Source organism: Streptomyces sp. NPDC102283 (genome assembly GCF_044766265.1).
Classification (GTDB): Bacteria; Actinomycetota; Actinomycetes; order Streptomycetales; family Streptomycetaceae; genus Streptomyces.
Genome location: NZ_JBIWLQ010000005.1, coordinates 309,939 through 335,765, shown reverse-complemented (window position 1 = coordinate 335,765; position 25,827 = coordinate 309,939). Strand labels below are relative to the sequence as shown.

The window sequence follows — 25,827 nt, the reverse complement described above, 5'->3', positions numbered from 1 at the left end:
CTAAGCGGTGGGGCAACAGGGCAACCCGTCCCGCAGGATCCGTCACGAACGGTCACATTCGCGTGACGGTAAGGCGGCAGACCCGCACCTTCGGGTGACACGCAGACACGTTTCGCCGACCCAGCTTCCCCACCACCCGGCACATTTGGCAGGCTGTCCCCGCAACTCGGGGGATTGCAGGGAGGGACGTCAACACGATGCATTCCACACAAACCGTCACATCAGGCGATCCGCGCCTCAGCTGGAGCAGCACCGAAACCAGCCGTACACCCCGACTGATCCACCGCCGCGACGGGATTCTCCCCGCCGTGGCCGCCGCGCTGTCCGTACGCGGCGAAACCCTGACCTGCACCGCCGGCAAAGGGGACCAGCCACCCGTACTGCACCCGCTCGTCCAGGACTTCCTCGACACCCTCACCAGCGGCCAGCGTGAACGCTTCACCGGCCGCTGCCCCGAAGCCATACTGCTCTCCCGCCAGCTCACCGCCGCCGAGAGCGGGCGCTCCAAACGCGCCCAGCGAAAACCCCTGACCAACGGGGAAGCGCGCCGCGCGCTCAAGCACTCCCGGCTCACCACCCGCCGCATCCGCGAGGACGGCGACCCCCTCCACGGCAGCTACGCACCACCCTGCCGGTCCTGCTCCGCACTCCTGTCCCACTTCGGCGTACGCCCCGTCGACCTGACCTCCACCGGCGCCGCGACCACCGCCGAGAAGGGCTGACCGCCCACCGATGCACGACCGCCAGCAACACTCCTCCACCCGCTTCCCCGTCGCCGTCGACGCAGCCCTGCGCGAAGCGGGCTGGCAGCCCGGACGCTGGGACATCCGCCAGGCCGAGGAATGGGCCGACGCCCTGCGCTCCCACGCCTCCCCGGCAGGCCACCAGCACGCGGTCTTCCCGGCCGCGGTCGAGGCCTGGGCGGAGTTCGGCGGCCTCCACATCACCGCGTCCGCACCCGGCCGGCACATCGCGCCCGCCGCGGTGCGCATCGACCCGCTCAGCGGCCTCCACCTGGCGCGGACGCTCGGGGACCTCGGCCGCGCCCTGGAGACGGAGGTCAGCCCGCTCGGGGCGGAGGGCGAGGAGCAGGCGGTCCTGGCGATCGATACGGAGGGCCGGGTATACAGCATCGACCACACGGGGGACTGGTTCCTGGGCCAGGACATCGACGAGGCCCTGGCCACCCTGATCACCGGCACCCAACCGGCCCGCCTGACCTCAGCCTGACCCGGGCCACTCCCAGCCCGTCCGGCGATCGAGGACGGAACCGTCGCTCGGGACGAAGGGGCACGAACGGGCACCATCGCCTCCCGGACACGGAAAAGCCGCCGCCCCCCACGACCGGGGTTCCGTCCTCAAACGCCGGACGGGCTGAAGTGGGCAGCCCACTCCGGACGGGCTGGAAGGGGCGGCCCTCAAGCAGGCCGAAGTGGGCGGCCCGCGCCGGACCGGATGAAGGGGGCGGCCCTCAACCGCCGCACACACGGAAAGGTGCGGCCCGGAATCAGCCGCTTCAGGCGTCGCGCGAGCCGTCCGGCAGCACCGCCGAGACCCGGAAGCCCCCCGCGTCCGTCGGACCGGACACGAACACGCCCCCCAGCCCCAGCACCCGCTCCCGCATCCCCACCAGGCCGTTCCCCCCGCTCGGCAGCCCCGCGTCCGCCGCCGCCAAGTCCGAAGGACCGTTCTCCACCTGCATCGCGACCTCGGCCTCCCGATGCGCGAGCCGCACCCACGTCTTCGCGCCCGCCGCATGCTTGTGCACGTTCGTCAGCGCCTCCTGCACCACCCGGTACGCCGTCTGCTCGACCTCCGGCGGATACGGCCGCAGCTCACCGTCCACCGACAGCTCCACGACCATCCCCGCCTGCCGCGACTGCGCCACCAACGCCTCCAGCTCATGCAGCCGGGGCCCGTCCTCGGAAGCGGCGGCGGCGGCCGCGACGGCCGCCTGCCTCACCGACGCCAGCGGAACCGCCCCCGCGGCAGCGGGCGCGGTCAACGCGTCCCCGGTGCGCAGCACCCCGAGCATCTCGCGCAGCTCCGTCAGCGCCTGCCGACCCATGTCCCCGACCAGCGCCGCGTTGCGCACGGCCTTCGCCGGATCCTTCGGCGCCACGGCCTGGAGAGCGGCGGCGTGGACCACCATCAGGCTCACCCGGTGGGCCACCACGTCATGCATCTCCCGGGCGATCCGGGTCCGCTCCTCCGTACGCGCCCACTCGGCCCGCTCCTCGGCCCGGTCCGCGAGCAGCGACAGCTCCCGCTCCAGCGAATCGGCCCGCTCGCGCAGGCTCTCCATCAGACGGCGCCTGGCCCCTATGTAGAGGCCGAGCAGCACGGACGGGGCCGTGAGCCCCACCGCCATGAAGACGGACAGCAGCGGGACGTACCAGTCCCCCGGCCCGAAGTCGGCCTGCTCCGCCACGCTCTGCCGCAGCCGCACCCAGGTGACGATGAACGTCCCCACCAGCGCCATCCCCGCCAGCACGACGGTGATCCGGCGCGGCACCTCGGACGCGGCCAGGGTGTAGAGGCCCACGAGGGCCATCAGGAAGCCCATCTCGGCCGGCGTCATCGCGATCGTCACGAGCACCACGGCGATCGGCCACCGCCGGCGCACCAGCAGCACCGAACCCGCCAGCAGTCCGAACACCACGCCCACCGGCACCGGCACCCCGGTGTTCCGGGCGAACTCCACCCCCTCCAGGCCACACTCCAGCGCCGACACCAGCGCCAGTCCCACGTCCAGGGCGACACCGCGTCGCCGCTCCCACCACCAGTAGCCGCGGGTGGTCGATCCCGCCGCCTCCCGGTCTGCCCCCGTTGCGGTCATGGCATCCAGCCTACGGGCGGACGCATCTCATTTTCGGGTGACCGGCAACAGCACGTTCCGCATTCGAACAAGCACGAAACCCATGCCGATCGCCTGAAATGGCGAATCGACCGCGCTTTCGACCCGGACGTTCGCATTCCGGACGACGATCCCCGTATGACGGAAACCACAAGCAAGTACGCCGACTTCGAGGGCCTGCGCGAGCGGGCGGTGGCGCTGCGCCGGGAGGGGCTCAGCCGCCGCCAGATCCGCGACCGGCTCCACGTCGACAACAACGACATCCTCAACCGGCTCCTGGAGGGAGAGCCCGCCCCGGAGTGGACGAAGCGTCCGAACGCCAAAGACGATGTACGGGCGAAAGCCCGGGAGCTGCGGCTCCAGGGCCTGACCTATGACCAGATCCAGGTCGAGCTGGGCTGCTCGAAGAGTTCGATCTCGCTATGGGTGCGGGACCTGCCGAAGCCCGAGCGCAGTCGGACCCGGGAGGAGTCCTCCGCCATCGGGCGGCGCGGCTGGGAGGCGACGCTCCAGCGGCGGGACGTCGAGCGCCGGGCGGCAAAGCAGAAGGCCGCAGACGAGATCGGCTCCATGACCGACCGCGAGCTCTTCTTGCTGGGCGTCGGCCTCTACTGGGCGGAGGGCTCAAAGTCCAAGCCGTACCGCACCCAGGAGAGGGTCACCTTCGTCAACAGCGACCCCGACATGATCGAGGTCTTCCTTGCCTGGCTCCGACTCCTGGGAGTGAACGACGAGCACCTACGCTTCCACGTCCATATCCACGAGACAGCGGACGTCACGACCGCCGAGCAGTTCTGGGCCGCACTCACCGGCGCGGAGCCCTCGGCCTTCGGGAAAACGTCGCTCAAGAAGCACACCCCGAAGACGAACCGGAAGAACGTCGGCGAAAACTATCGGGGCTGCCTCGCGGTACGTGTCCTGAAAAGCGCCGAGCTGTACCGTCGCATCGAGGGCTCCTGGTGCGGCATAGTAGGTGCTGCAAAAAGAGCCGATCAAGAGAATCGGACATAACGCCCATCCCGGGTCGTCTAAGGGCAAGACGTCAGATTTTGGATCTGATCATGAGGGTTCGAGTCCTTCCCCGGGAGCAGCGCTCGCGGGCCCCGACCTCCCCGGTCGGGGCCCGCCCCCGTTTCCACCGGAAACACCCCCGGTATCCTGCGGATGACCACCACCCGAAGCCGAAGGGCACATCCGTGAGCGCAACCAGCCCGGCAGCCGTCGTCGTCCTCGCAGCGGGTGAGGGCACCCGCATGAAGTCGAAGACACCCAAGGTCCTGCACGAGATCTCCGGGCGCTCGCTCGTCGGACATGTCGTCGCCGCCGCCCGTGAGCTGGCCCCCCAGCACCTCGTCGTGGTCGTCGGGCATGCCGGCGAGCAGGTCACCGCGCACCTGAACGCCGACGCCCCCGTGCGCACCGCGTTCCAGGCCGAGCAGAACGGAACCGGGCACGCCGTCCGCATGGGCCTCGAGGAGTTGGGCGGGAGCGTCGAGGGCACCGTGATCGTCGTCTGCGGCGACACCCCCCTGCTGTCCGGCGAGACGCTCGGCGCGCTCGCCGCCACCCACGCCGCCGACGCCAACGCGGTCACCGTCCTGAGCGCCGAGGTCCCCGACTCCACCGGCTACGGGCGCATCGTGCGCGACCCCGCCTCCGGTGCGGTCACCGAGATCGTCGAGCACAAGGACGCCACCGACGAGCAGCGGGCGATCCGGGAGATCAACTCCGGGGTGTTCGCGTTCGACGGGCGGCTGTTGGGCGACGCGCTGGGCAAGGTGCGCACCGACAACAGCCAGGGCGAGGAGTACCTCACCGACGTGCTGTCCATCCTGCGCGAGGCCGGGCACCGGGTCGGGGCGTCCGTGGCGGGCGACCACCGCGAGATCCTCGGCATCAACAACCGGCTCCAGTTGGCCGAGGCGCGTCGGCTGCTGAACGAGCGGCTGCTGGAGCGGGCGATGCTCGCGGGCGTGACCGTGGTGGACCCGTCGTCCACGCTGATCGACGCGACGGTGACGTACGAGCGGGACGCGGTCGTGCACCCGGGGACCCAGCTGCTGGGGACCACGCACCTCGCGGAGGACAGCGAGGTGGGGCCGAACTCGCGGATCGGGAGCACCGTCGTCGGGGCCGGAGCCCGGGTGGACAACTCCGTGACGGACTCGGCCGAGATCGGGGCGGGGGCGCTCGTCGGCCCGTACGCCTACCTGCGGCCGGGCACCCGGCTGGGGACCAAGGCCAAGGCCGGTACGTACGTGGAGATGAAGAACGCGACGATCGGGGAAGGGACCAAGGTCCCGCATCTGAGTTACGTCGGTGACGCGACGATCGGCGATCACACCAACATCGGTGCGGCGAGCGTCTTCGTGAACTATGACGGCGTCGCCAAGCACCACACGACGATCGGCTCCCACTGCCGTACCGGTTCGGACAATATGTTTGTGGCGCCCGTCACGGTCGGGGACGGGGTCTACACCGCCGCCGGGTCGGTCATCACCAAGGACGTGCCCGCCGGTTCACTGGCCGTGGCCCGGGGCCAGCAGCGGAATATCGAGGGTTGGGTGGCCCGGAAGCGGCCGGGCAGCGCCGCCGCGCAGGCCGCTCAGGCGTCGTCGCAGGAGACCGACGGGCAAAGCTGACCGGAAACAGGTGCGCCGGTGACGGCGTACCGTGATAGATGCTCACCCATTTCGGCTGGCTCGTTGCACATCGGGACCTATGCGTGCAGCGCCAGATACACGTCTGAGGAGACTGTGCTGTGACCGGGATCAAGACGACCGGCGAGAAGAAACTGATGCTCTTCTCCGGCCGCGCCCACCCCGAGCTTGCCGAGGAGGTCGCCCATCAGCTGGGAGTCGGTCTCGTGCCGACGAAGGCCTTCGATTTCGCCAACGGTGAGATCTACGTGCGGTTCCAGGAGTCGGCACGTGGCGCGGACTGCTTCCTGATCCAGAGCCACACGGCTCCGATCAACAAGTGGATCATGGAGCAGTTGATCATGCTGGACGCGCTGAAGCGCGCTTCCGCCCGCTCCATCACGGTGATCGTGCCGTTCTACGGCTATGCCCGCCAGGACAAGAAGCACCGTGGCCGCGAGCCGATCTCGGCGCGCATGGTGGCGGATCTGATGGCGACGGCGGGTGCGGACCGCATCCTCACCGTCGATCTGCACACGGACCAGATCCAGGGCTTCTTCGACGGCCCGGTGGACCACCTGTTCGCGCTGCCGATCCTGGCGGACTACGTGGGCGCGAAGGTCGACCGCTCCAAGCTGACGATCGTGTCGCCGGACGCGGGCCGGGTGCGGGTCGCCGACCGCTGGTGCGACCGGCTGGACGCGCCGCTGGCGATCGTGCACAAGCGTCGCGACAAGGACGTGCCGAACCAGGTCTCGGTCCACGAGGTCGTGGGCAACGTCGAGGGCCGGGTCTGTGTGCTGGTCGACGACATGATCGACACCGGTGGCACGATCTGCGCCGCCGCGGACGCGCTGTTCGCGCACGGTGCGGAGGACGTCATCGTGACGGCGACGCACGGGGTGCTGTCGGGTCCGGCTGCGGACCGCCTGAAGAACTCGAAGGTGAGCGAGTTCGTGTTCACGGACACGCTGCCGACCCCGGGTGAGCTGGAGCTCGACAAGATCACGGTGCTCTCGATCGCGCCGACGATCGCGCGCGCGGTGCGTGAGGTGTTCGAGGACGGTTCGGTGACGAGCCTCTTCGAGGAGCAGGGCTGACAGCAGTGACGATCACCCTCCGGTGATCCACTTTGGGGTGCGGCCTCCCCGCCGGGTAGACTCAGCGAGTTGCTCGGCGAGGGAGGCCGTACCTGTGTGTACGGCGGTCCGTTATCGACGCGCTCTTCGTAGCAGGCCTGTCGTGGGCCGGGTGACCGTTCGTGTTCCGTCTCCCGACGGCTCACCCACCTGACGAGGAGTGCAACCATGGCTGAGATCAAGCTCGCCACCGAGGTCCGTACCGAGTTCGGCAAGGGCGCCGCCCGCCGCGTGCGTCGCGCCAACCGCGTTCCCGCGGTCGTCTACGGCCACGGCGCCGAGCCGGTCCACGTCACGCTGCCGGGCCACGCGCTTCAGCTGGCGCTGCGTACGGCCAACGTCCTGATCGGTCTGGAGATCGACGGCAAGGACGCGCTGGTCATCCCCAAGGCCGTGCAGCGTCACCCCCTCCGCAGCACCATCGAGCACGTCGACCTGCTGACCGTGAAGCGCGGCGAGAAGGTCGAGGTCGAGATCGCGGTGCACGCCGAGGGCGACCTGGCGCCGGGCGCCAACCTGCTCGAGTTCGTGCTGAACACGCTGCTCGTCGAGGCCGAGGCCACCCACATCCCCGAGTCCGTGACGGTCTCCGTCGCGGGTCTGGACGCCGGTGACTCGATCCAGGCCAAGGACATCAAGCTGCCGAAGGGCTCCGTGCTCGCCGGTGACGAGGACGCCATCGTGATCCAGGTCGTCGCCGCGCAGGCCGAGGAGCCGTCCGCGGACGAGGCCGGCGAGACCGGCGCCGAGGCCTGAGCCGTACCGCTCACCGTTCCACCTGCTTGACTGACGGGGTGGTGGTTCCCTTCCGGGAGCCGCCGCCCCGTTCGCCTGCCATCCCTGCTGGCCCTGCCATCCCCCTGCGTGCGAGGAGACCGAGCGCTGATGTCCGACGCCACCGAACCCTGGCTCATCGTGGGCCTGGGCAACCCGGGTCCCGACTACGCCGCGAACCGCCACAACGTCGGGTTCATGGTCGCCGATCTGCTGGCGACGCGGATCGGCGGGAAGTTCAAGCGGGCGCAGAAGGCCCAGGCGCAGGTCGTGGAGGGGCGGATGGGCCCGCCGGGTCCGGCGAGCCGCCGGGTGATCCTGGTGAAGCCGATGTCGTACATGAATCTGTCGGGCGGGCCGGTGACGGCGCTGCGGGACTTCTACAAGGTGCCGACGGATCATGTCGTGGCGGTCCATGACGAGCTGGACGTCGACTACGGGATGCTGCGGCTGAAGCTGGGCGGCGGCGACAACGGGCACAACGGGCTGAAGTCGATGACCAAGGCGATGGGTCCGGACTATCACCGGGTGCGGTTCGGGATCGGGCGGCCGCCGGGGCGGATGCAGGTCGCCGATTTCGTGCTGAAGGACTTCTCGTCGACCGAGCGCAAGGAGCTGGCGTTCCTGGTGGACCGGTCGGCCGACGCGGTGGAATGTCTGCTGGCGGAGGGGCTGGAGCGGGCGCAGAGCGCGTACAACTCCTGACATTCCCTTCCCTGGTGGGGCGTTTTTCGGCCACAGGTTGACCGGGGGTGCGGGTCTGGCCAAGGATCGGCCCCCATGAAACGGAGCTCTTCCCACCGTGCGGCGCTCGCGGGCCGTCGGGCGGCCATGGGGTTGGTCGTCCTGGTGCTGCTGGTCGCGGGTGCGTGGTCGTCGTGGAACACCGCGCACCACATCGTTCTGGCCAAGGGCCGTGACCACGGCACCGTGACGGTGACGGGGTGCGGCGAGGAAACATGCACGGGTGCGTACGAGCCGGACGCGGCGTCGCGGGAGCGCCCGCGGGTGAGCGTGGACCGGTCCGTAGCGGCGCGGGAGGGGGATCGTTTCCCCGTGGTGGTGAAGCCCGGCACCGATGCGGTGGTCCGCACGGGGATGCCGGGCCTTCTGCATGCGTGGGTGCCGCTGGGCGGGGCGATGGTGCTGGCCGCGTTCGTGATCGGCGGCGGGCTGCGGATGTCGCGGACGGCCTGGGGGGTCGGTACGGCGGGGGCGGCCCTGCTGGTGGCGACGTTCGTCGCGCTGTAGCAGGACCGCCCCTTTTCGGCGTGCGTACGGTCAGCCGGTGTTGCGCAGGCCTGCCGCTACGCCGTTGACGGTGAGCAGCAGGGCGCGGGCGAGCAGCGGGTCGGCTTCCTCGCCGCGCTCCGCCGCCTGGCGCTGGCGGGCGAGCAGGGAGACCTGGAGGTAGGAGATCGGGTCCAGGTAGGCGTCGCGGATGGCGAAGGTCTGCTGGAGCACGGGGCTGGTGCCGAGCAGTTCGGTGGAGCCGGTGACCTTGAGGACTTCCCGCACGGTCAGCGCGTGCTCGGCCTCGATGGCGTCGAAGACGTGCTTCAGCTCGTCGGGGACGAGTGTGTCGACGTAGTGCCGGGCGATGCGCAGGTCGGTCTTGGCGAGCGTCATCTCCACGTTGGAGAGGAAGTTGCGGAAGAAGTGCCAGTGCTCGTGCATCTCGTCGAGGACGGTGTCGAGTCCGGCTTCGCGCAGGGCCTTGAGGCCGGAGCCGACGCCGAACCAGCCGGGGACGATCTGGCGGGACTGGGTCCAGCCGAAGACCCACGGGATGGCCCGGAGGCCGTCGAGCGAGACGCCGGAGCCGGGGCGGCGGGAGGGCCGTGAGCCCAGGTGCAGGTCGGCGAGCTGGTCCACCGGGGTGGAGGCGAGGAAGTACGCGGGGAGGTCGGGGTCCTCGACGAGCTTGCGGTAGGCGTCGTGGGCGGCGTCGGAGACGGTGTCCATGGCCGCGTCCCAGCGGGCGAGGGCTTCGTCGGACTGGCGGGGCGCGGTGTGCAGGGCGGAGGCCTGGAGGGTGGCCGCGACGGTCAGTTCCAGGTTCTCGCGGGCGAGGGCGGGGATGAGGTACTTGTCGGAGATGACCTCGCCCTGCTCGGTCACCTTGATCTCGCCCTCCAGGGTGCCCCAGGGCTGGGCGAGGATGGCGTCGTGGGAGGGGCCGCCGCCCCGGCCGACGGTGCCGCCGCGGCCGTGGAAGAGGCGCAGGCGTACGCCGTAGCGGTGGGCGACGTCGCGGAGGCGTCGCTGGGCGCGGTGGATCTCCCACTGGGAGGTGGTGATGCCGCCGAACTTGGAGGAGTCGCTGTAGCCGAGCATGACCTCCTGGACGTCGCCGCGCAGGGAGACGAGGCGTCGGTAGGAGGGGTCGGCGAGCATCTCGTCGAGGATGACGTCGGCGGCCTTGAGCTCGTCGGTGGTCTCCAGGAGCGGGACGATGCCGATCTTGGCCCAGCCGGCGTGGAGGTCGAGGAGTCCGGCCTCGCGGGCGAGGACGGCGGCGGCGAAGACGTCGTCGGCGCCCTGGCACATCGAGATGATGTAGGACTCGATGACTTCGGGGCCGAAGCGTTCGAAGGCCTGCTTGATGGTGTGGAAGACGCCGAGGGTCTTCTCGCCGGCCGCGTCGAGCGGGGCCGGGGTGGGGGCCAGCGGGCGGCGGGAGCGCAGTTCCTTGGCGAGGAGCTTCTGCCGGTAGTCGCGGGGCATGTCGGCGTAGCGCCAGGACTCCTCGCCGAGCCGGTCGAAGAGCTGGCCGAGGGCGTGGTGGTGGGCGTCGGCGTGTTCGCGTACGTCCATGGTGGCGAGCTGGAGGCCGAACGCGCCGAGGGTGCGGATGGTGCGGTCCATCCGGCCGTCGGCGAAGAGGCCGCCCTTGTGCGCGCGCAGGGAGGTCTGGATGAGCTCCAGGTCGGCGAGGAGCTCGGCGGTGCCGAGGTAGTCGCAGCCGGGGCGGTGGGGGGTGCCTTCGGCGAGGCGCTCGCGGGTGTTGACGAGCTTCTGCCGGATGCAGGTGGCCTTGAGGCGGTAGGGCTCCTCGGCGTTCAGCCGCTTGTAGCGGGGGCTGATGCCGGGGAGGCGTTCCAGGTCGGCCTGGAGGGAGGTGAGGAGTTCCTCGGTGGCTCCGGCGTAGCGGATGGAGTTGGAGAGGAGGCCGCGGAGGTGGTCGATCATCTCCAGGGCGTCGGAGATGCCGTGCTCGTGCTGGAGGATCAGGACGTCCCAGGTGACGGCGGGCGTCACGTTGGGGTTGCCGTCGCGGTCGCCGCCGATCCAGGTGCCGAAGGTGAGGGGGCGGGTGCCGGCGGGCAGTTCGACGCCGACGCGGTCCAGCTCGGCGGCGAGGTCCTCCAGGACGTCTCCGACGGCGCCCGCGTGGAGTTCGTCGAGGTAGTAGATGGCGTTGCGGGCCTCGTCGGCGGGCTCCGGACGGACGACGCGGAGTTCGTCGGTCTGCCAGATGAGGTCGATGTTCTCGGCGAGCCGGAGGTCCAGGCGGCGGCGGTCGGCCTCGACGACCGGGGTCTCCAGGAGGGCCCCGATGCGGCGGAGCTTGTTGAGGACCGAGCGGCGGGCGGCCTCGGTGGGGTGCGCGGTGAAGACGGGGCGGACGTTGAGGTTCTTGACCGTCTCGCGGAGGTGCTCGGGGTCGGCGTCCTTGAGCCGGTCGGCGGTGCGGGCCAGCAGGCCGCCCTCGGCCGCGCGGCGGTCGCGCATCTCGTGGGCGCGGTGGACCTGCTCGGTGACGTTGGCGAGGTGGAAGTAGGTGGAGAAGGCGCGCACGAGCTGTGCCGCGGTCTCCAGGTCCGTGTCGCCGAGGAGTTCGGCGGCGGCTTCGCCGTCGGTGCGGGTCAGGGCGCGGACCCGCTCGACGAGGTCGAGGAGCTCCTGTCCCTCCTGGCGTACGAGGGTCTCGCCGAGGAGGTCGCCGAGGCGGCGGATGTCGGCGCGCAGCGCGGGGCTGGCGGCAGGGGTCTGGTCGGCACTGCTCACAGTGTGCGGCTCCTTGCAGTGAATGAGGAGGTGCGTTCGCTTCGCCGCCCCACGTGGGTGGTGGTGGGGCGGGTGGCGGGTTCCGGGGCCCTGCGGCTGGCAGCGGTGCTGTCGCCACGCCCCGACGAGCGGGTGCGGACCGCGCTGTCCGACGCTCCCAGGATAGGTGTCGTCGCAGGCGGCGTGTCCGCTGCCCCGACGGGGGTCGCGGTCGTCGCCCGGGACACCCGGGCCCCTATCCCCTTACCCCATGGGCGGGCGGGCTACCGCGTGGGACGGGTTGGAGCGGCTTCTCGTGTTGTGGGGCCCGTCACTGCCATACTTACCAAGCCGTAGGTTACGCAACCGTAGCCACGGCCGTCCGCGCCTTCTCCCTCACCCTCAGAGGTATCCCCCCATGCCGAGCACCCCCCATGTGATCGACGAGACCGAGCCTCCCGGGGCCGCGTTGCCCCCCGGCACGCTGGGTGGCGACAAGAAGCGTTCGATCGAGCAGCTCGCGCTGCTGGCGTTCATCGTGGTGCCGTTCGTGGCCCTGGTCGTGGCGGTGCCGTTGGCGTGGGGCCGGGGGGTGAGCTGGCTGGACGTGGGGCTGATGGTGGCGATGTACTTCATCGGCTGTCACGGGATCACGATCGGCTTCCACCGGTACTTCACGCATGGTTCGTTCAAGGCGAAGCGGCCGCTGCGGATCGTGCTGGCCGTGATGGGCTCGCTGGCGGTGGAGGGGCCGCTGGTGCGGTGGGTGGCCGATCACCGCAAGCATCACCGGTTCTCGGACGCGGAGGGCGATCCGCATTCGCCGTGGCGGTTCGGGGAGAGCCTGCCGGCCCTGATGAAGGGGCTGTGGTGGGCGCACATCGCGTGGATGTTCGACGAGGAGCAGACGCCGCAGCAGAAGTACGCCCCCGATCTGCTCAAGGATCCGGCGATCCGGGGCATCTCGCGCCACTTCCTCTCCTTCACCATCGTCTCCCTGGCGATTCCGCCGCTGGTCGGCGGCCTGGTGACGATGTCGTGGTGGGGTGCGGCGACGGCGTTCTTCTGGGGTTCGCTGGTGCGGGTGGCGCTGCTGCACCATGTGACCTGGTCGATCAACTCGATCTGTCACGCGGTGGGCAAGCGGCCCTTCAAGTCCCGTGACCGGTCGGGGAACGTGTGGTGGCTGGCGGTGCTGTCGTGCGGCGAGTCGTGGCACAACCTGCACCACGCGGATCCGACGAGCGCCCGCCACGGTGTGATGAGGGGGCAGGTCGACTCCAGTGCCCGGCTGATCCGCTGGTTCGAGATGGCGGGCTGGGCCACGGATGTGCGGTGGCCGGATGGAGCGCGTATCGAATCCCGGCGCACGTCCGTTCCGGCCGACGCGTCATGATTGACGACGTGGCGACCGACGGCAGCACGAGCAGCGAGAAGAGCAGGACCTCCCCCTCCCGCCGGGCCCGGCGGGTCCGGATGACGGGCAAGGAGCGCCGCGAGCAGCTGCTGGACATCGGGCGCGCCCTGTTCGCCGACAAGGGTTTCGAGGGCACGTCGGTGGAGGAGATCGCGGCGCGGGCCGGGGTGTCCAAGCCGGTGGTGTACGAGCACTTCGGCGGCAAGGAGGGCCTGTACGCGGTGGTGGTCGACCGTGAGATGCGCCAGTTGCTGGACATGGTGACGGGGGCGCTCACGGCGGGCCATCCGCGCGAGCTGCTGGAGCAGGCGGCGTTCGCGCTGCTGGACTACATCGAGTCGTACACGGACGGTTTCCGGATCCTGGTGCGGGATTCGCCGGTGGCGCAGTCGACGGGCACGTTCGCGTCGCTGATCAGTGACATCGCCACGCAGGTGGAGGACATCCTGGGCCTGGAGTTCAAGGCCCGGGGTTTCGATCCGAAGCTGGCCCCGCTGTACGCGCAGGCGCTGGTGGGGATGGTGGCGCTGACGGGCCAGTGGTGGCTGGACGTGCGCAAGCCGAAGAAGGCCGAGGTCGCCGCCCATCTGGTGAATCTGTGCTGGCACGGGCTGGAGAACCTGGAGGCGAAGCCCCGGCTGATAGGGCACCGGAAGAACTGACCGCGTGACCCTTGCGCACGTCGTCACCCGTGGTGATGACGTATGCGGATTTCCCGCCGTAGGGTGGTCGGGAGGGCAGAGGACTCGTCCATGGGAGGAACCGTGACCGCCGAGCCGACCACCGCGCACAGCTCCCGCTGGCCGGTGCCCCCGCAGGACGGATACACCGTGGACGATCTGTTCACGCTGCCCGATCTCCCGCCGCACACAGAGCTGATCGACGGCAGTCCGGTTTTCGTGAGTCCGCAGCGAGACTTTCACAGCACGATGATCGATCTGCTGGTGACGGGACTGCGCAGTACGGCACCGCCGGAGGTGAAGGTCCGCCGCGAGATGACCGTGGTGCTGGACCGGCGCAATGGGCCGGAGCCGGATGTCTCCGTCGTTCGCAGCGAGGCTGATAAGAAGGGGATGGAGCAGACGTCGTACGCCGCGGCCGACGTGCTCCTCGCCGTGGAGGTCGTCTCCCCCGAGTCCGAGGCCCGCGACCGTGAGGCCAAGCCGCACAAGTACGCGACGGCCGGCATCCCGCACTTCTGGCTGGTCGAGATGACCGGGACCGACCAGCACCCCGTCGTCCGGGTCTACGAGCTGGACCCGGTGACGAAGGCGTACGCGCTGACCGGGATCCATCACGACCGGTTGAAGACGGGTGTGCCGTTCCCGGTGGACATCGACGTCTCGGCGGAGGCGCTCGCAGCGCTGTAGAGGGCTCGGGTTACGCGTCCGGCTCCAGGAACTCCAGCCGGTTGCCGACCGGGTCGTGGGCGTAGAAGCGGCGGTGGCCGGGAAGGGCGCCGTCCCACTCGACGGCGACGCCGTGGGTCTCCAGGCGCGCCGCGTACGCCACGATCCCCGTGACGCGCAGGCCCGGGTGGGCCTTCTTCGCCGGGCGGAAGTCCTCCTCGATGCCCAGGTGGAGCTGGACCGGGCCGGAGGCGAACCAGCAGCCGCCCCGGGCGGCGAGCACCGGGGGTTTCGGGATCTCGGTCATGTCCAGGGCGCCCGTGTAGAAGGCGCGCAGGGCGTCCTCGGAGCCGGGTGGGGCGGCGAGCTGTACGTGGTCGACGGCGGCGAGGCCCACCGGAGCGGTCATGGCTTCTCCTTGCGGGCGACGGCGAAGATGCGGCGGAACGGGAAGACCGTGCCGTACCGGCCGGGCGGGTAGGCCTCGCGGAGCAGGTCGCGGTATGCGGTGAGGAACGCGTCGCGGGCCGCCGGGTCGTCGGCCAGGGCGGTGAGGACGGGGCGCAGTGCGGTGCCCTTGACCCAGTCGAGGACCGCGTCGTCGCCGTGGAGGGTCTGGAGGTAGGTGGTCTCCCAGACGTCCGCCGTGCAGCCCAGGTCGCGGAGGCGGGTGAGGTAGTCGGTGGGGTCCAGGGCCGAGGCGGTGCGGTCGCCGACGCCGTGGAGCAGGGGCCGCCAGCGGTCGGATTCGCGGAGGGCGGCCAGGAGGGTGTGGCTGGGTGCGGTGAAGTTGCCGGGGACCTGGAAGGCGAGGGTGCCGCCGGGGGCGAGGGCGTCGAGCCAGCGGGGGAAGTGTTCGGCGTGGCCGGGGATCCACTGGAGCGCGGAGGTGGAGACGATCAGGCCGTACGTCTCGGTGGGCGTCCAGGTCGCGGCGTCGGCCTCGGCGAAGTCGAGCAGGGGCGGCCGGGCGTGGGCGGCGGCTTCGGCGAGCATCTCGCGCGAGGTGTCGTAGCCGGTGATCCGGGCGGTCGGCCAGCGGTCCGCGAGGAGGGCGGTGACGTTGCCCGCGCCGCAGCCGAGGTCGGCGATGCGGGGTGCGGGGCGGCCGGGGAGGTCGCCGATGCGGGCCAGGAGGTCGTGGAAGGGGCGGGTGCGGTGGTCCGCGTGGCGCAGGTACTGCTGCGGGTCCCAGGAGGGCTGGTCGGATGCGGTCATGGGGAACAGGATCACGCCGATAATCTCTTGATGTCAAGACACTTGAATTCAAGAGACTTCACATCGAGGGACCCTCTACACTGATCGACATGGAGGACGAGGTCGACCGACTGGTCGCTGCATGGCGCCGAGAGCGCCCCGACCTCGACGTGGAACCACTCGAGGTGCTCAGCCGCGTCTCCCGCCTGGCCCGCCACCTCGACCGGGCCCGCCGCATCGCCTTCTCCGAGCACCATCTGGAGCCGTGGGAGTTCGACGTGCTGACGTCGCTGCGCCGGGCCGGCGCCCCGTACCAGCTCTCCCCCGGGCAGCTGCTCACCCAGACCCTGGTCACCTCGGGCACGATGACCAACCGCATCGACCGCCTGACCAAGAAGAACCTCGTCGAGCGGCTGCCCGACCCGAGCGACCGGCGCGGCGTCCTCGTCCGGCTCACGACCGAGGGACGCGACCGGGCCGACCAGTCGCTGGCCGGACTGCTCGACCAGGAACGCGCCATCCTCGGCGAGCTCTCCCGCCACCAGCGTGGCGAACTGGCCGGGCTACTGCGCCAGTTGACCGCCCCGTTCGACAACATCCCGACCTAGCGGGCCCGTCGTCGGATCGGCGGGGCCGACCCCCGCCCGGCGGGCCAGCGCCACCGCCGCCAGCGTCGAGTGCACCCCGAGCTTGCCCAGCACGTTCTGCATATGGGTGCGCACCGTGTGCGGGGACAGGAACAGCCGCTCGGCGACCGCCTTGCGGCCGAGACCCGCCACCATGCAGCGCAGCACCTCGCGCTCCCGGGGCGTCAGCGAATCCACCAGCCGCTCGCTCTCGGTGCGGTGCTTGCGGGCGGCGGTCAGCTCCCGCAGTACGCCGGTGAGCAGCGCGGGCGGCAGATGCGTCTCGTCGCGCAGCACGCCCCGGATCACCGCCAGCAGCCGTTGCAGCGAGCAGTCCTTGGCCACCCAGCCGGAGGCCCCGGCCTGGAGTGCCCGTGCGGCGACTCGCGGGTCGTCCTTCTCGGCGAGCACCACCGACCGGACGGCGGGCCGGCCCGAACTGACCCCGGCGACCAGGGAGATGCCGTCGACGACGCCCGTCTCCTCCTGCCGGGGCCCCGGGACGGCATACCCGGTGCCGGTCGCCAGGGCGGCGCCCAACTCGGCGTCCACCAGCAGGACGTCGTAACCGCGCCCCTCGGCGGCCGCGCGCTCCAGGGCCCGCAGCGCGGCCGGACCGCTGCCCGCCGCGGACACGTCCACGTCCGGCTCGGCCGCGAGGGCCGCCGCGAGCGACTCGGCGAAGATGCGGTGGTCGTCGACCACCAGAACCCGGATACGCGCCACAGAACCCCCATCGGTGGGGGCGGACAGCTGCGGGTACGGCGCCCGGAGGGCTCGGAGCGGCCCGCTTGTGCTCCGGCCGCCGCCTTCGCACCGCCTGCCACTCGCCCCCGGGCGCCGTACCCGGCTCTCTCGCTCCCCTGAATCGGCACCGGCCCCCACCGGTGCTGAGCATCAGCGTACGGGCGGGGGCCACGAGGGGAAGGCGATTCGCCGAACTGGTTGCCCAGGGTGTTTAGGGTGTGCTTCATGTTCCGTCTTGAGACAGAAGTAGACAAAGAACGTCGCATTCTGCTGAGCGGGCGCCTGCACGAGGACAACATCGCGGCCGCGGCCGGCCTGCGTGCGTTGCTCTCCACCCCCGCCGAGCACGAAGTGCCGCTGGAGGTCTGGGCCTTGGACGAGCAGGGAGACCTGGCGGGCGGGCTGACCGGGCGGACCTGGGCGTACTGGCTGCATGTCGATCTGCTCTGGGTCGACGCCCCGCACCGGGGCTCCGGCCTCGGCGCGCGTCTGCTCGCCGAGGCCGAAAGGACCGCCCGAACCGAGCGCGCCTGCACCCGGTCCCGGCTGGAGACCTGGGACTTCCAGGCCCCCGGCTTCTACCGCACGCAGGGGTACGAGGAGATCGGCCGGGTCGCGGACTACCCGCCGGGCGTCACCGAGTTCATCCTGGTCAAGGACTTGTGAGCGCCGTGCCCCGGCAGCTCACCGCAGTCGGCGCGCCCCGGCGGACGGGATGGCGTCGAAGATCCCCGGGGCCGTGTGTCCGGCCGCCGCGAACGCCTCGCTGACGGCCTTGGCCACGGTGCCGGCCGCCGCCGCCTCCACCAGGACGACCGCCGAGCCGCCGAAACCGCCGCCGGTCATCCGCGCACCGAGCGCCCCGGCCTCGTTCGCCGCCTCGACGGCCAGGTCCAGTTCGGGGCAGGAGACCCGCAGATCGTCGCGGAGCGAGCGGTGCCCCTCGGTGAGGACGGGGCCCGCTGCGCGGACGTCGCCCGCGTCGAGCAGCGCGATGACCTGCTCGACCCGGCGGTTGTCGCCGACGACATGGCACACGTAGCGGACGACGGACTCGTCCGCCCCGGCGTCGGCGAGGCTGGTGAGGGCCGTGGCCAGGCCCTCGTACGACAGGTCGCGCAGCATCGGTATGCCGAGCAGCCGGGCGCCCTCCTCGCAGCCGGCCCGGCGCTCCGCGTACGCGCCGTCGCCGAGCGCGTGCTTGACCCGGGTGTCGACGACCAGCAGCGTCAGGCCCTGGGCGGCCAGGTCGAAGGGGACCTGGCGCAGGGAGAGGTCGCGGGTGTCCAGGTGGAGGGCGTGGCCCTCGACGCAGCAGGCCGAGGCCATCTGGTCCATGATCCCGCAGGGCACGCCGACGAAGTCGTTCTCGGCGCGGCGACCGACGACGGCGAGTTCGGGTCCGGTGAGGCCGAGGTGGAAGAGGTCGTTCAGAGCCAGCGCGGTGACGACCTCCAGGGCGGCGGAGGAGGAGAGTCCGGCGCCCGTGGGCACGGTGGAGGTCAGGGCGACGTTCGCTCCGGTGACCGGGTGCCCGGCCTCGCGCAGCGCCCAGACCACCCCGGCGGGGTAGGCGGCCCAGCCGTGGCCGGAGTGCGGGGCGAGTTCGTCGACGCGCAGCGAGACGACGCCGCCGGGGACGTCGGAGGAGTACAGGCGCAGGACACCGTCGTCGCGGCGGGAGACGGCGGCGACGGCGGTGTGCGGGAGGGCGAGCGGCATGACGAAGCCGTCGTTGAAATCGGTGTACTCGCCGATGAGATTCACCCGTCCGGGTGCCGCCCAGATGCCGTCGGGCTCGCCCCCGTACAGCTCGGCGAAGGTGGCGGCGGGGTCGGTCCCGTACGCCTGGTTGATCTCGGTCATGGGGTGGTCGTGTCCTCTCGGCGGGCGAACTGCCAGGCGTCGGCGATGATTCCGGCCAGGTCGGCGCGGGAGGGCTGCCAGCCGAGGCGCTCGACGGCGGTGGCGGCGGAGGCGACGAGGACGGCCGGGTCGCCGCCGCGGCGGGGGGCGGCGGTCTCGGGTACGGGGTGGCCGGTGACCTTGCGGACGGTCTCGATGACCTCGCGGACCGAGAAGCCGTTGCCGTTGCCGAGGTTGCAGATGAGGTGCTCGCCGGGGACGGCGGCCTGAAGGGCCAGCAGGTGGGCGTCGGCGAGGTCGGCGACGTGGATGTAGTCGCGGACGCAGGTGCCGTCGGGGGTGGGATAGTCCTCGCCGTACACGGAGATCGACTCGCGCTGTCCCAGCGCCACTTGGAGGACCAGCGGGATGAGGTGGGACTCGGGGGCGTGGCGTTCGCCGCAACTGCCGTAGGCCCCGGCCACGTTGAAGTAGCGCAGCGACACGGCGGCCAGGCCGTGGGCGGTGGCCTCGCCGCTGATCATGTGGTCGACGGCGAGTTTGGACGCGCCGTAGGGGCTGGTGGGGGCGGTGGGGTCGGTCTCGGTGATGGGGCTGGAGACCGGTTCGCCGTAGGTGGCGGCGGTGGAGGAGAAGACGAGGGTGCGCACGCCGTGCTCGCGCATCGCGGCGAGCAGGGCGGTGGTGCCGCCGACGTTGTTGACCCAGTACTTCTCCGGGTCGACGACGGATTCGCCGACCTGGGAGAAGGCGGCGAAGTGCAGGACGCCGTCGTAGGAGGGGTCCAGGTGGCGGGCCGCGTCCTGGATGCGGCCCTCGACGAACGTCGCTCCGGCCGGGACGCCCGCGCGGAAGCCGGTGGAGAGGTCGTCCAGGACGGTCACCGTGTGCCCGGCCTCCAGCAGATGCTGGGCGACGACGCTCCCGACGTAGCCGGCGCCGCCGGTGACCAGGTACTTCTTCGGGAGCTTGCCGACGTTCGGGGAATCGCTCACTTGCTCGCTACCTCTCGCAGTCGCTCGGCCGCGGCCTCCGGCGGCACGTCGTTGATGAACACGCTCATGCCGGACTCGGACCCCGCGAGGAACTTCAGCTTGCCGGAGGTCCGGCGAATGGTGAAAAGCTCCAGGTGCAGCGCGAAGTCCTCCCGTCCGGGGACGCCGAACGGCGCCTGGTGCCAGGCGGAGATGTACGGGGTCGGCGGCTCGCCGGGTCCGAAGATCCGGTCGAAGCGCCTCAAGAGTTCCAGATAGACCTGTGGGAACTCTGTCCGCGCCTGCTCGTCCAGCTCCCGCAGATCGGGGACGCGGCGGCGGGGGTACAGGTGGACCTCGTAGGGCCAGTGCGCCGCGTACGGGACGAAGGCGGTCCAGTGGTCGGTGGAGAGGACGACGCGCGAGCCGTCCTTCTCCTCGCGGGCGACCACGTCGTCGAAGAGGTTTCCGCCGGTCTCCTCGCGGTGGCGGGCGGCGGAGCGGAGCATCAGTTCGGTGCGCGGGGTGACGAAGGGGTAGCCGTAGATCTGGCCGTGCGGGTGGCCGAGGGTGACGCCGATCTCGGCGCCGCGGTTCTCGAAGCAGAAGACCTGGGTGACCTGGTCGAGTGCGGCGAGCTCGGCGGTGCGGTCGGTCCAGGCGGCGAGGACGAGGGCGGCCTGTTCCTCGGTGAGGTCGGCGAAGGACGCGTCGTGGTCGGAGGTGAAGCAGACGACCTCGCAGCGGCCGGAGTCGCCGGCGAGGGAGGGGAAGCGGTTCTCGAAGACGGCGACGTCGTAGTGGTCGTCGGGGATCTCGCTCCGCCGCCCCTCCCGCGTGGGGCAGAGCGGGCAGGCGTCGGCCGGGGGGTGGTAGGTGCGCGTCTGGCGGTGCGAGGCGATGGCGACCGCGTCGCCGAGCAGCGGGTCGCGGCGGATCTCGGACGAGGTCGAGACGGGATCCAGCGGGCGATGGTCGACGGCGTCGCGGACGGTGTCGTCGGCGGAGTCGTAGTAGATCAGCTCACGGCCGTCGGCCAGGGTCGTAACCGTCTTCTTCACCAGGGTCCTCCACCCAAATCCTCCCAACATAATCGCACATAACAAATCACAAGCAAACACCTCAGTCAATGCCTGCGGGGCCGACGGGGTCAACAGGAATGCGGGCCGCATACCGGCCGCATACCTGGACATTCACCCACACTCGATCACGATCGAACAAAGAACCCCAACGAGAGTGTTCATTTCTCGAACACAGAGGCGTAAGTTCCGACGGGTTCAGTTCGCGCAACGAAGCGAGTACCCCCATGCACACACTTGCCGAAGGGCTCCGGCTCCCCACGAACGGGCTCGACTACGCCATCCTGGCGATCTACTTCGTCGTCGTACTCGGCATCGGCTTCGCGGCCCGCGCCAGTGTGAGGACGAGCCTCGACTTCTTCCTCTCCGGACGGTCCCTGCCCGCCTGGGTGACCGGGCTCGCCTTCGTCGCGGCGAACCTGGGCGCCACCGAGATCCTCGGCATGGCGGCCACCGGCGCGCAGTACGGCGTCGCGGTGGTGCACTGGTACTGGATCGGCGCCATCCCCGCCATGGTCTTCCTCGGCCTGGTGATGATGCCGTTCTACTACCGCTCCAAGGTGCGCTCGGTGCCGGAGTTCCTGCTCCAGCGGTTCGACAGGTCCGCGCACCTGCTCAGCTCCGTGCTCTTCGCGTTCGCGGCGATCCTCATCGCGGGCGTCAACCTCTACGCCCTGTCGATCGTCGTGGAGGCGCTCCTCGGCTGGCCGCAGTGGGTCGCGATCGTCGTCGCGGGCCTGTTCGTGCTGGTCTACATCACGATCGGCGGGCTCTCCTCGGCGATCTACAACGAGGTGCTCCAGTTCTTCGTCATCCTCGCCGCGCTGATCCCCCTCACCGTCCTCGGCCTGAAGCGGGTCGGCGGCTGGGACGCCATGAGCGACTCGCTGACGAAGCAGCACGGCGGGGACTTCATGACCGCCTGGGGCGGCACCGGCATCGGTGACGCCAACCCGCTGGGCGCCAACTGGCTGACGATCATCCTCGGTCTCGGCTTCGTGCTGTCCTTCGGCTACTGGACGACGAACTTCGCCGAGGTGCAGCGCGCCCTGTCCGCGAAGAACCTCTCCGCCGCCAAGCGCACCCCGCTGATCGCCGCGTTCCCGAAGATCTTCATCGTCTTCGCGGTGATGATCCCGGGCCTGGTCGCCGCGGTCATCGTGCCCAAGATCGGCACCCCGGACTCCGACCTCACCTACAACGACGCGATACCCCTGCTGATGCAGGAACTGCTGCCCAACGGTGTGCTCGGCATCGCGGTCACCGGTCTGCTCGCCGCGTTCATGGCGGGCATGGCGGCCAACGTGTCCTCGTTCAACACGGTGTTCACCACCGACATCTGGCAGCGGTACGTGGTGAAGGACAAGCCCGACGCCTACTACCTGCGCTTCGGGCGGCTGATCACGGCGATCGGTGTGCTGGCCTCGATCGGCACGGCGTTCATCGCCGCCAGCTTCTCGAACATCATGAGCTACCTCCAGACGCTGTTCTCGTTCTTCAACGTCCCGATGTTCGTCGTCTTCATCATCGGCATGTTCTGGAAGCGGGCCTCGATGAAGTCCGGCGTCTGGGGCCTGGTCGCGGGCACCGGGGCCGCGATGATCAACTACTTCTGGATCTACAAGGGCGGGATCATCGACATCCCGTCCGACCAGGGCGCCAACTTCGTCTCCGCGATCGTCGGCTTCGTCGCCGGAGCCGTCGTCATGGTCGTCGTCACCCTCTTCACCGCGCCGAAGCCCGAAGCGGAGCTGGCCGGTCTGGTGTACGGGACCGAATCGCCGGACCCCGACGAGGCACTCGACGAGGCCGACAGCGCCTGGTACCGCAAGCCCGCGCTGCTCGGCTGGGGCGCGGTCGTCCTCGCCGCCGCCTGCTACATCCCCTACTCGCTCTGATCGGAGGGACTCACCATGTCCGACCTGCACAAGTCCGACCTGCACAAGGAAGTCTCCGAACTGGAGCGCAAGTCCGCGACCGCGGCCCGTCTCTTCGACATCCGGCGGATCATCGGCGGCCTGTTCGTGGTCTACGGGGTGATCGTCACCATCGCCGGCATCAGCCCGTCCGACGCCGACCTGAAGAAGGCCGAGGGCGTCCACATCAATCTGTGGACCGGCCTCGCGATGCTGGCACTCGGCCTCTTCTTCCTCGTCTGGATGAAGCTGCGCCCGGCCGAGGCCCCGGAAGCGGAAGCGGACCCGGCCCCGGACCCCGGGCCCGACGCCGGCTGACCCGCCCCGCCGCTCGTCCGCCGCGCCCGCAGGGGCCCTACGTCACCCGCGCTGTCCGGGGATGTACGGCCCCTGCCGCGTGTCGCGGTGGTCCGCGGCCCTCTCCAGCAGTCCCGTACGGGCCGCGAGGGCGGCCGCCTCCAGGCGGGAGCCGACCCCGAGCTTCATCAGGACCCGCTGGACGTGGGTGCGGGCGGTGCTCGGGGCGATGTCCATGCCCGCCGCGATCAGCCGGGTGCCCTCGCCCTCGGCGACCCGCACCAGCACCTCCGCCTCGCGCGGGGTGAGCATCCGCAGCAGCCGCCGCCCCTCGTCGTCGGGCTGGGCCGTCGGGTTGAGCAGTTCGGCGAAGGCCCCGCGCAGCAGCTGCGGGGCGATGGCGCTCTCCCCCGCCCGCGCCTTGAGCATGGCCCGCTCGACGCCCTCGATGCGCTCGTCGTGCCGGACGTACCCCGCGGCCCCGGCGGCGAACGCCGCGGCGATCCCGCGCGGACTGGGCACCGGCCCGAGGACCACCACCGCCACCTGCGGGCGCTCCTGGCCGATGCGCACGATCGGGTCGAAGACACCGGGGGCGGCGGGCGATGCCGTACCGAACAGGCAGACCTCCGGGGCCCTGCCGACCACCAGTTCCGCCGCCCCGGACGTCGGCGCCGCCGCGCCGAGCACCCGGTGCCCGCGCAGTTTCAGCGCCGAGGCGAGTGCCTCGGCGAGCAGCCGGTGATCATCGACCACCATGAGCCGCACGCCCACGGTCCTCACCCCCCAAGCCCCTGTACGCCCGGCCCCCCGGACGCCTGCCCCGGCAAGTTACACGCTTGTCCGACGCCGCGCGGCCCATACGTGGGAGAAGCCCCCCGGAGTGCCGAACTCTGTGCCGTCCGGCCCTCGTCGACCTGCGTTCATGACCCGTTGACCGGCATGTCCCGATCACTTCACGGCCGGCAAACGATCGGCCCCGCCGGTGAGGGGATCGACCGGCGGGGCCTGGCACTGCGGGACGCTCCCCGAAGGAGCGCGGTGATCAGTCGGTGCGGTAGGCGACGACGAGGTAGCGCTTCTCGTCGGGGTTGACGGTGCTGGGCTTGTGGACCGAGCTGCTCGCCATGTAGAACCGGCCGTCGGTGTAGTGGAATTCGCCCGAGTCGATGGAGAACCGCTTCTCCGCCTCCCGGACGGTCTCGTCGCTCGGGTTCTCCATCAGCAGGGTCTGCTTGAGGGTCTCGCCGTCGATGGAGACGACCTGGCCGCCCTTGTCGTACGGGCCCTCCTTGTAGGCGATGATGCTGGTGCCGTCCATCCGGAGCGGCGTCAGGGTGTGGCGGTCGCCCGCGTCCGCCCGGCCGCCGAGGAGCTTTCCGGTGGCCAGGTCGAAGGCGACGATCTCGTTCGTGTCGCCGTACTCGCTGGTTCCGTCGTGCCTCTCGGTCGGCAGGTAGAGCCGGTTGTTGCCGACGGCCATGTGCTCGCACTGCTCGACATCGGTGGAGCCGCACTCCGCCGCGTACTTGTCCGCGTCGGCGGGAATGCGGACGATCAGCTTGCCGGTCGCCGCGTCGATCGAGAAGAAGTCGGAGATGCTGCTGCCGTCGCCGGCGGTGTCGCCGACGTCGGCCGCGACCACCAGCGGCTTGGTGGAGACGATGCTCGCGTATTCGACGCCCGCGGGCATCTGGAACGAGGACAGCGGCGCGCCGGTCGTCGGGTTCAGCGCCTGCACGGTGAGCTGCGGGCTGTCGGACGTGCCGCACCTGCGGACCACGGCGAGGGCTTCGCCTCCCGCGTAGCCGCGGTCGTAGCAGCCGTCCGCGCCGACCTTCGGCTTCCAGAGCTCGGCGCCGTCGGCCAGCTTGAAGGCCGCGCCGCCCGAGGTTCCGCCCGCGGCGACGGTGGTCCCGCTGAGTGTGACCTCGTCGAAGCGGATCGGCCTGTCACCGCCGGTGGCGGAGGTGACGCTCTTGCTCCACAGGAGCTTGCCGGCGCTCAGGTCGATCACGCCGACCTGGTTGCACGACGGGTACTTGTTCTCCTTGGTCGGCTTCGTCTCCTGGAAGACGATGGCCGCCTTGTAGTCCTTGCTCATGTGGCGGGACACGGTGCAGATCTCGCCGGCCAGCGGGAAGGACCAGAGCTTGGTGCCCTTGTCGCGGTCGTAGCCGGTGACCTCGGCGATGCCGGACTTGACGTACGCCTTGTCGGTGACCCAGGAGCCCGCGACCGTGGTGATGTCGGTGACCACCGGCTCCGGGAACTGGAAGGCGACCTTGGACTTGGTGTTGGCGGGCGCCTTCTCCTCGCCGCCCGCCAGGCCGCCCTCGCCGCCCTTGGCCTCGCCGCCGGAGCCGCCGGACGAGGAGGCCTCGTTCGTGCCGCCCTCGTCGCCGGTGGAGGCGTAGATGATCCCGCCGCCGATGATCAGCACCACGGCGACGGCCGCGGCGACGATGATCTGCATCTGGGTGGAGAACTTCTTCCCGCCGTTTCCGGCCGGCTGCGGGGCCCCGTACTGCGGCTGCATCGGCTGGGTCGGGTAGCCGTAGCCCTGCTGGGGCATCCCGGGCTGCCCTGCGGGCCCCTGCGGGTAGCCGTAACCCTGCTGCGGGGCCTGGGGGTAGCCGTAGCCGTTGGGCTGCGGCGCGGGCGGGGTGGGGTAGCCGCCGGCCGCCGGGGGCGGGCTGCCGTAGCCCCCGGGGGGCGCGTCCTGTGGGGCGGCGGGCTGCCGCGGCGGCTGCTCCGGCTGCTTGCCGAAGGGGTCCGCGGGCGGCGGGGTCGGTTGGCCGAACCCTCCCGGCGGCGGGTCCTGCGGCGCGCCGAAGCCACCGGAGGGCGGGGCCGGGGGCGTGTTCGGCGGCTCGTTGGGCGGCTGCTGCGGTGGCTGGGGCGGCTGGGTCATGGCGTGCGTACCTCGGGAGACGAGTGGGTGTGGGGGCGCGTGGGGC

General features: G+C 70.8%; 25 protein-coding genes and 1 tRNA gene. 16 read left to right on the top strand and 10 right to left on the bottom strand.

Translation table 11 applies throughout. The features are described 5' to 3' along the window. The first annotated feature begins 197 nt into the window (after nucleotides 1-197). Nucleotides 198-722, top strand: a complete 525-nt coding sequence (locus ACIRJT_RS12970; RefSeq protein WP_403908017.1) for a YwqJ-related putative deaminase — start codon at nucleotides 198-200, stop codon at nucleotides 720-722. A 10-nt stretch (nucleotides 723-732) separates the two neighbouring features. Continuing rightward, a complete protein-coding gene (locus ACIRJT_RS12965; protein ID WP_403908015.1) occupies nucleotides 733-1,230 on the top strand; it encodes an SUKH-3 domain-containing protein in 498 nt (165 codons plus the stop codon). Between the two features lie 286 nt (nucleotides 1,231-1,516). On the opposite strand, the gene ACIRJT_RS12960 is transcribed toward ACIRJT_RS12965, so the two are convergent. Then, nucleotides 1,517-2,839, bottom strand: coding sequence for a sensor histidine kinase (locus tag ACIRJT_RS12960; protein WP_403908013.1), 1,323 nt, complete (start codon nucleotides 2,837-2,839; stop codon nucleotides 1,517-1,519). Between the two features lie 156 nt (nucleotides 2,840-2,995). Here ACIRJT_RS12960 and ACIRJT_RS12955 point away from each other — a divergent pair, with 156 nt between their 5' ends. The 7 genes from ACIRJT_RS12955 to ACIRJT_RS12925 all read left to right on the top strand — a co-directional run bounded on the left by ACIRJT_RS12955 (nucleotide 2,996) and on the right by ACIRJT_RS12925 (nucleotide 8,660). After that, nucleotides 2,996-3,868: a hypothetical protein gene (locus ACIRJT_RS12955; protein WP_403908011.1), complete on the top strand. Its 873-nt coding sequence runs from the start codon at nucleotides 2,996-2,998 to the stop codon at nucleotides 3,866-3,868. A 6-nt stretch (nucleotides 3,869-3,874) separates the two neighbouring features. Next, nucleotides 3,875-3,945 (top strand) — tRNA-Gln (locus tag ACIRJT_RS12950). 108 nt (nucleotides 3,946-4,053) lie between these two features. After that, nucleotides 4,054-5,499, top strand: coding sequence for a bifunctional UDP-N-acetylglucosamine diphosphorylase/glucosamine-1-phosphate N-acetyltransferase GlmU (gene glmU / locus ACIRJT_RS12945; protein ID WP_403908009.1), 1,446 nt, complete (start codon nucleotides 4,054-4,056; stop codon nucleotides 5,497-5,499). Between the two features lie 119 nt (nucleotides 5,500-5,618). Further along, nucleotides 5,619-6,596 carry a ribose-phosphate diphosphokinase gene (locus tag ACIRJT_RS12940; RefSeq protein WP_015609053.1) on the top strand — a complete coding sequence of 326 codons (978 nt, stop codon included), beginning with the start codon at nucleotides 5,619-5,621 and terminating at the stop codon, nucleotides 6,594-6,596. Between the two features lie 207 nt (nucleotides 6,597-6,803). Continuing rightward, the gene (locus ACIRJT_RS12935; RefSeq protein WP_403908007.1) at nucleotides 6,804-7,391 is read left to right on the top strand and encodes a 50S ribosomal protein L25/general stress protein Ctc; all 588 of its coding nucleotides are present in this window, start codon (nucleotides 6,804-6,806) and stop codon (nucleotides 7,389-7,391) included. A gap of 129 nt (nucleotides 7,392-7,520) precedes the next feature. Next, the gene (pth, locus tag ACIRJT_RS12930; RefSeq protein ID WP_403908005.1) at nucleotides 7,521-8,114 is read left to right on the top strand and encodes an aminoacyl-tRNA hydrolase; all 594 of its coding nucleotides are present in this window, start codon (nucleotides 7,521-7,523) and stop codon (nucleotides 8,112-8,114) included. Between the two features lie 75 nt (nucleotides 8,115-8,189). Further along, nucleotides 8,190-8,660: a hypothetical protein gene (locus tag ACIRJT_RS12925; protein WP_403908003.1), complete on the top strand. Its 471-nt coding sequence runs from the start codon at nucleotides 8,190-8,192 to the stop codon at nucleotides 8,658-8,660. Between the two features lie 30 nt (nucleotides 8,661-8,690). On the opposite strand, the gene ppc is transcribed toward ACIRJT_RS12925, so the two are convergent. Then, complete coding sequence (gene ppc / locus ACIRJT_RS12920; protein WP_403908001.1) at nucleotides 8,691-11,420, bottom strand: phosphoenolpyruvate carboxylase; 2,730 nt, start codon at nucleotides 11,418-11,420, stop codon at nucleotides 8,691-8,693. A 397-nt stretch (nucleotides 11,421-11,817) separates the two neighbouring features. Between ppc and ACIRJT_RS12915 the strand changes: the two genes are divergently transcribed. From ACIRJT_RS12915 to ACIRJT_RS12905, 3 genes are all read left to right on the top strand, one after another. Continuing rightward, nucleotides 11,818-12,795 carry an acyl-CoA desaturase gene (locus ACIRJT_RS12915; RefSeq protein ID WP_403907999.1) on the top strand — a complete coding sequence of 326 codons (978 nt, stop codon included), beginning with the start codon at nucleotides 11,818-11,820 and terminating at the stop codon, nucleotides 12,793-12,795. After that, nucleotides 12,792-13,478: a TetR/AcrR family transcriptional regulator gene (locus ACIRJT_RS12910; protein ID WP_097869750.1), complete on the top strand. Its 687-nt coding sequence runs from the start codon at nucleotides 12,792-12,794 to the stop codon at nucleotides 13,476-13,478. Before ACIRJT_RS12915 ends, ACIRJT_RS12910 begins: the two co-directional genes overlap by 4 nt. A gap of 90 nt (nucleotides 13,479-13,568) precedes the next feature. Further along, nucleotides 13,569-14,186, top strand: a complete 618-nt coding sequence (locus tag ACIRJT_RS12905) for a Uma2 family endonuclease (protein ID WP_403907997.1) — start codon at nucleotides 13,569-13,571, stop codon at nucleotides 14,184-14,186. 10 nt (nucleotides 14,187-14,196) lie between these two features. On the opposite strand, the gene ACIRJT_RS12900 is transcribed toward ACIRJT_RS12905, so the two are convergent. Then, the gene (locus tag ACIRJT_RS12900; protein WP_403907995.1) at nucleotides 14,197-14,574 is read right to left on the bottom strand and encodes a glyoxalase; all 378 of its coding nucleotides are present in this window, start codon (nucleotides 14,572-14,574) and stop codon (nucleotides 14,197-14,199) included. Then, a complete protein-coding gene (locus tag ACIRJT_RS12895) occupies nucleotides 14,571-15,383 on the bottom strand; it encodes a trans-aconitate 2-methyltransferase (protein WP_403907993.1) in 813 nt (270 codons plus the stop codon). The genes ACIRJT_RS12900 and ACIRJT_RS12895 overlap by 4 nt, the downstream gene beginning before the upstream one ends. Nucleotides 15,384-15,472: 89 nt before the next feature. Here ACIRJT_RS12895 and ACIRJT_RS12890 point away from each other — a divergent pair, with 89 nt between their 5' ends. Further along, a complete protein-coding gene (locus ACIRJT_RS12890; protein WP_403907991.1) occupies nucleotides 15,473-15,970 on the top strand; it encodes a MarR family winged helix-turn-helix transcriptional regulator in 498 nt (165 codons plus the stop codon). On the opposite strand, the gene ACIRJT_RS12885 is transcribed toward ACIRJT_RS12890, so the two are convergent. Beyond that, nucleotides 15,926-16,714: a LuxR C-terminal-related transcriptional regulator gene (locus tag ACIRJT_RS12885; RefSeq protein ID WP_403907989.1), complete on the bottom strand. Its 789-nt coding sequence runs from the start codon at nucleotides 16,712-16,714 to the stop codon at nucleotides 15,926-15,928. The genes ACIRJT_RS12890 and ACIRJT_RS12885 overlap by 45 nt on opposite strands. 246 nt (nucleotides 16,715-16,960) lie before the next feature. On the opposite strand from ACIRJT_RS12885, the gene ACIRJT_RS12880 reads away from it, so the two are divergent. Next, nucleotides 16,961-17,401 (top strand): GNAT family N-acetyltransferase, encoded by a 441-nt coding sequence (locus ACIRJT_RS12880; protein WP_403907987.1) that lies wholly within the window; start codon nucleotides 16,961-16,963, stop codon nucleotides 17,399-17,401. A gap of 18 nt (nucleotides 17,402-17,419) precedes the next feature. Here the strand turns inward: ACIRJT_RS12880 and galK are convergent, their stop codons facing one another. The 3 genes from galK to galT are packed head-to-tail and all read right to left on the bottom strand — an operon-like array spanning nucleotide 17,420 to nucleotide 20,636. Further along, entirely contained in the window at nucleotides 17,420-18,601 is a 1,182-nt protein-coding gene (gene galK / locus ACIRJT_RS12875; RefSeq protein ID WP_403907985.1) for a galactokinase, read from the bottom strand. Continuing rightward, nucleotides 18,598-19,596 carry a UDP-glucose 4-epimerase GalE gene (galE, locus tag ACIRJT_RS12870; RefSeq protein ID WP_403907983.1) on the bottom strand — a complete coding sequence of 333 codons (999 nt, stop codon included), beginning with the start codon at nucleotides 19,594-19,596 and terminating at the stop codon, nucleotides 18,598-18,600. Before galE ends, galK begins: the two co-directional genes overlap by 4 nt. Beyond that, nucleotides 19,593-20,636, bottom strand: coding sequence for a galactose-1-phosphate uridylyltransferase (gene galT, locus ACIRJT_RS12865; protein ID WP_403907981.1), 1,044 nt, complete (start codon nucleotides 20,634-20,636; stop codon nucleotides 19,593-19,595). The genes galE and galT overlap by 4 nt, the downstream gene beginning before the upstream one ends. Nucleotides 20,637-20,881: 245 nt before the next feature. Between galT and ACIRJT_RS12860 the strand changes: the two genes are divergently transcribed. Both ACIRJT_RS12860 and ACIRJT_RS12855 read left to right on the top strand, forming a co-directional pair. Beyond that, nucleotides 20,882-22,552 (top strand): sodium:solute symporter family protein, encoded by a 1,671-nt coding sequence (locus ACIRJT_RS12860; RefSeq protein ID WP_403907979.1) that lies wholly within the window; start codon nucleotides 20,882-20,884, stop codon nucleotides 22,550-22,552. 15 nt (nucleotides 22,553-22,567) lie between these two features. Continuing rightward, complete coding sequence (locus ACIRJT_RS12855) at nucleotides 22,568-22,888, top strand: hypothetical protein (protein WP_403907977.1); 321 nt, start codon at nucleotides 22,568-22,570, stop codon at nucleotides 22,886-22,888. Nucleotides 22,889-22,930: 42 nt separating this feature from the next. Here the strand turns inward: ACIRJT_RS12855 and ACIRJT_RS12850 are convergent, their stop codons facing one another. Beyond that, complete coding sequence (locus ACIRJT_RS12850; protein ID WP_403907975.1) at nucleotides 22,931-23,641, bottom strand: response regulator transcription factor; 711 nt, start codon at nucleotides 23,639-23,641, stop codon at nucleotides 22,931-22,933. 271 nt (nucleotides 23,642-23,912) lie between these two features. Next, nucleotides 23,913-25,781 (bottom strand): PQQ-binding-like beta-propeller repeat protein, encoded by a 1,869-nt coding sequence (locus tag ACIRJT_RS12845; protein ID WP_403907973.1) that lies wholly within the window; start codon nucleotides 25,779-25,781, stop codon nucleotides 23,913-23,915. Between the last annotated feature and the right edge of the window lie 46 nt (nucleotides 25,782-25,827).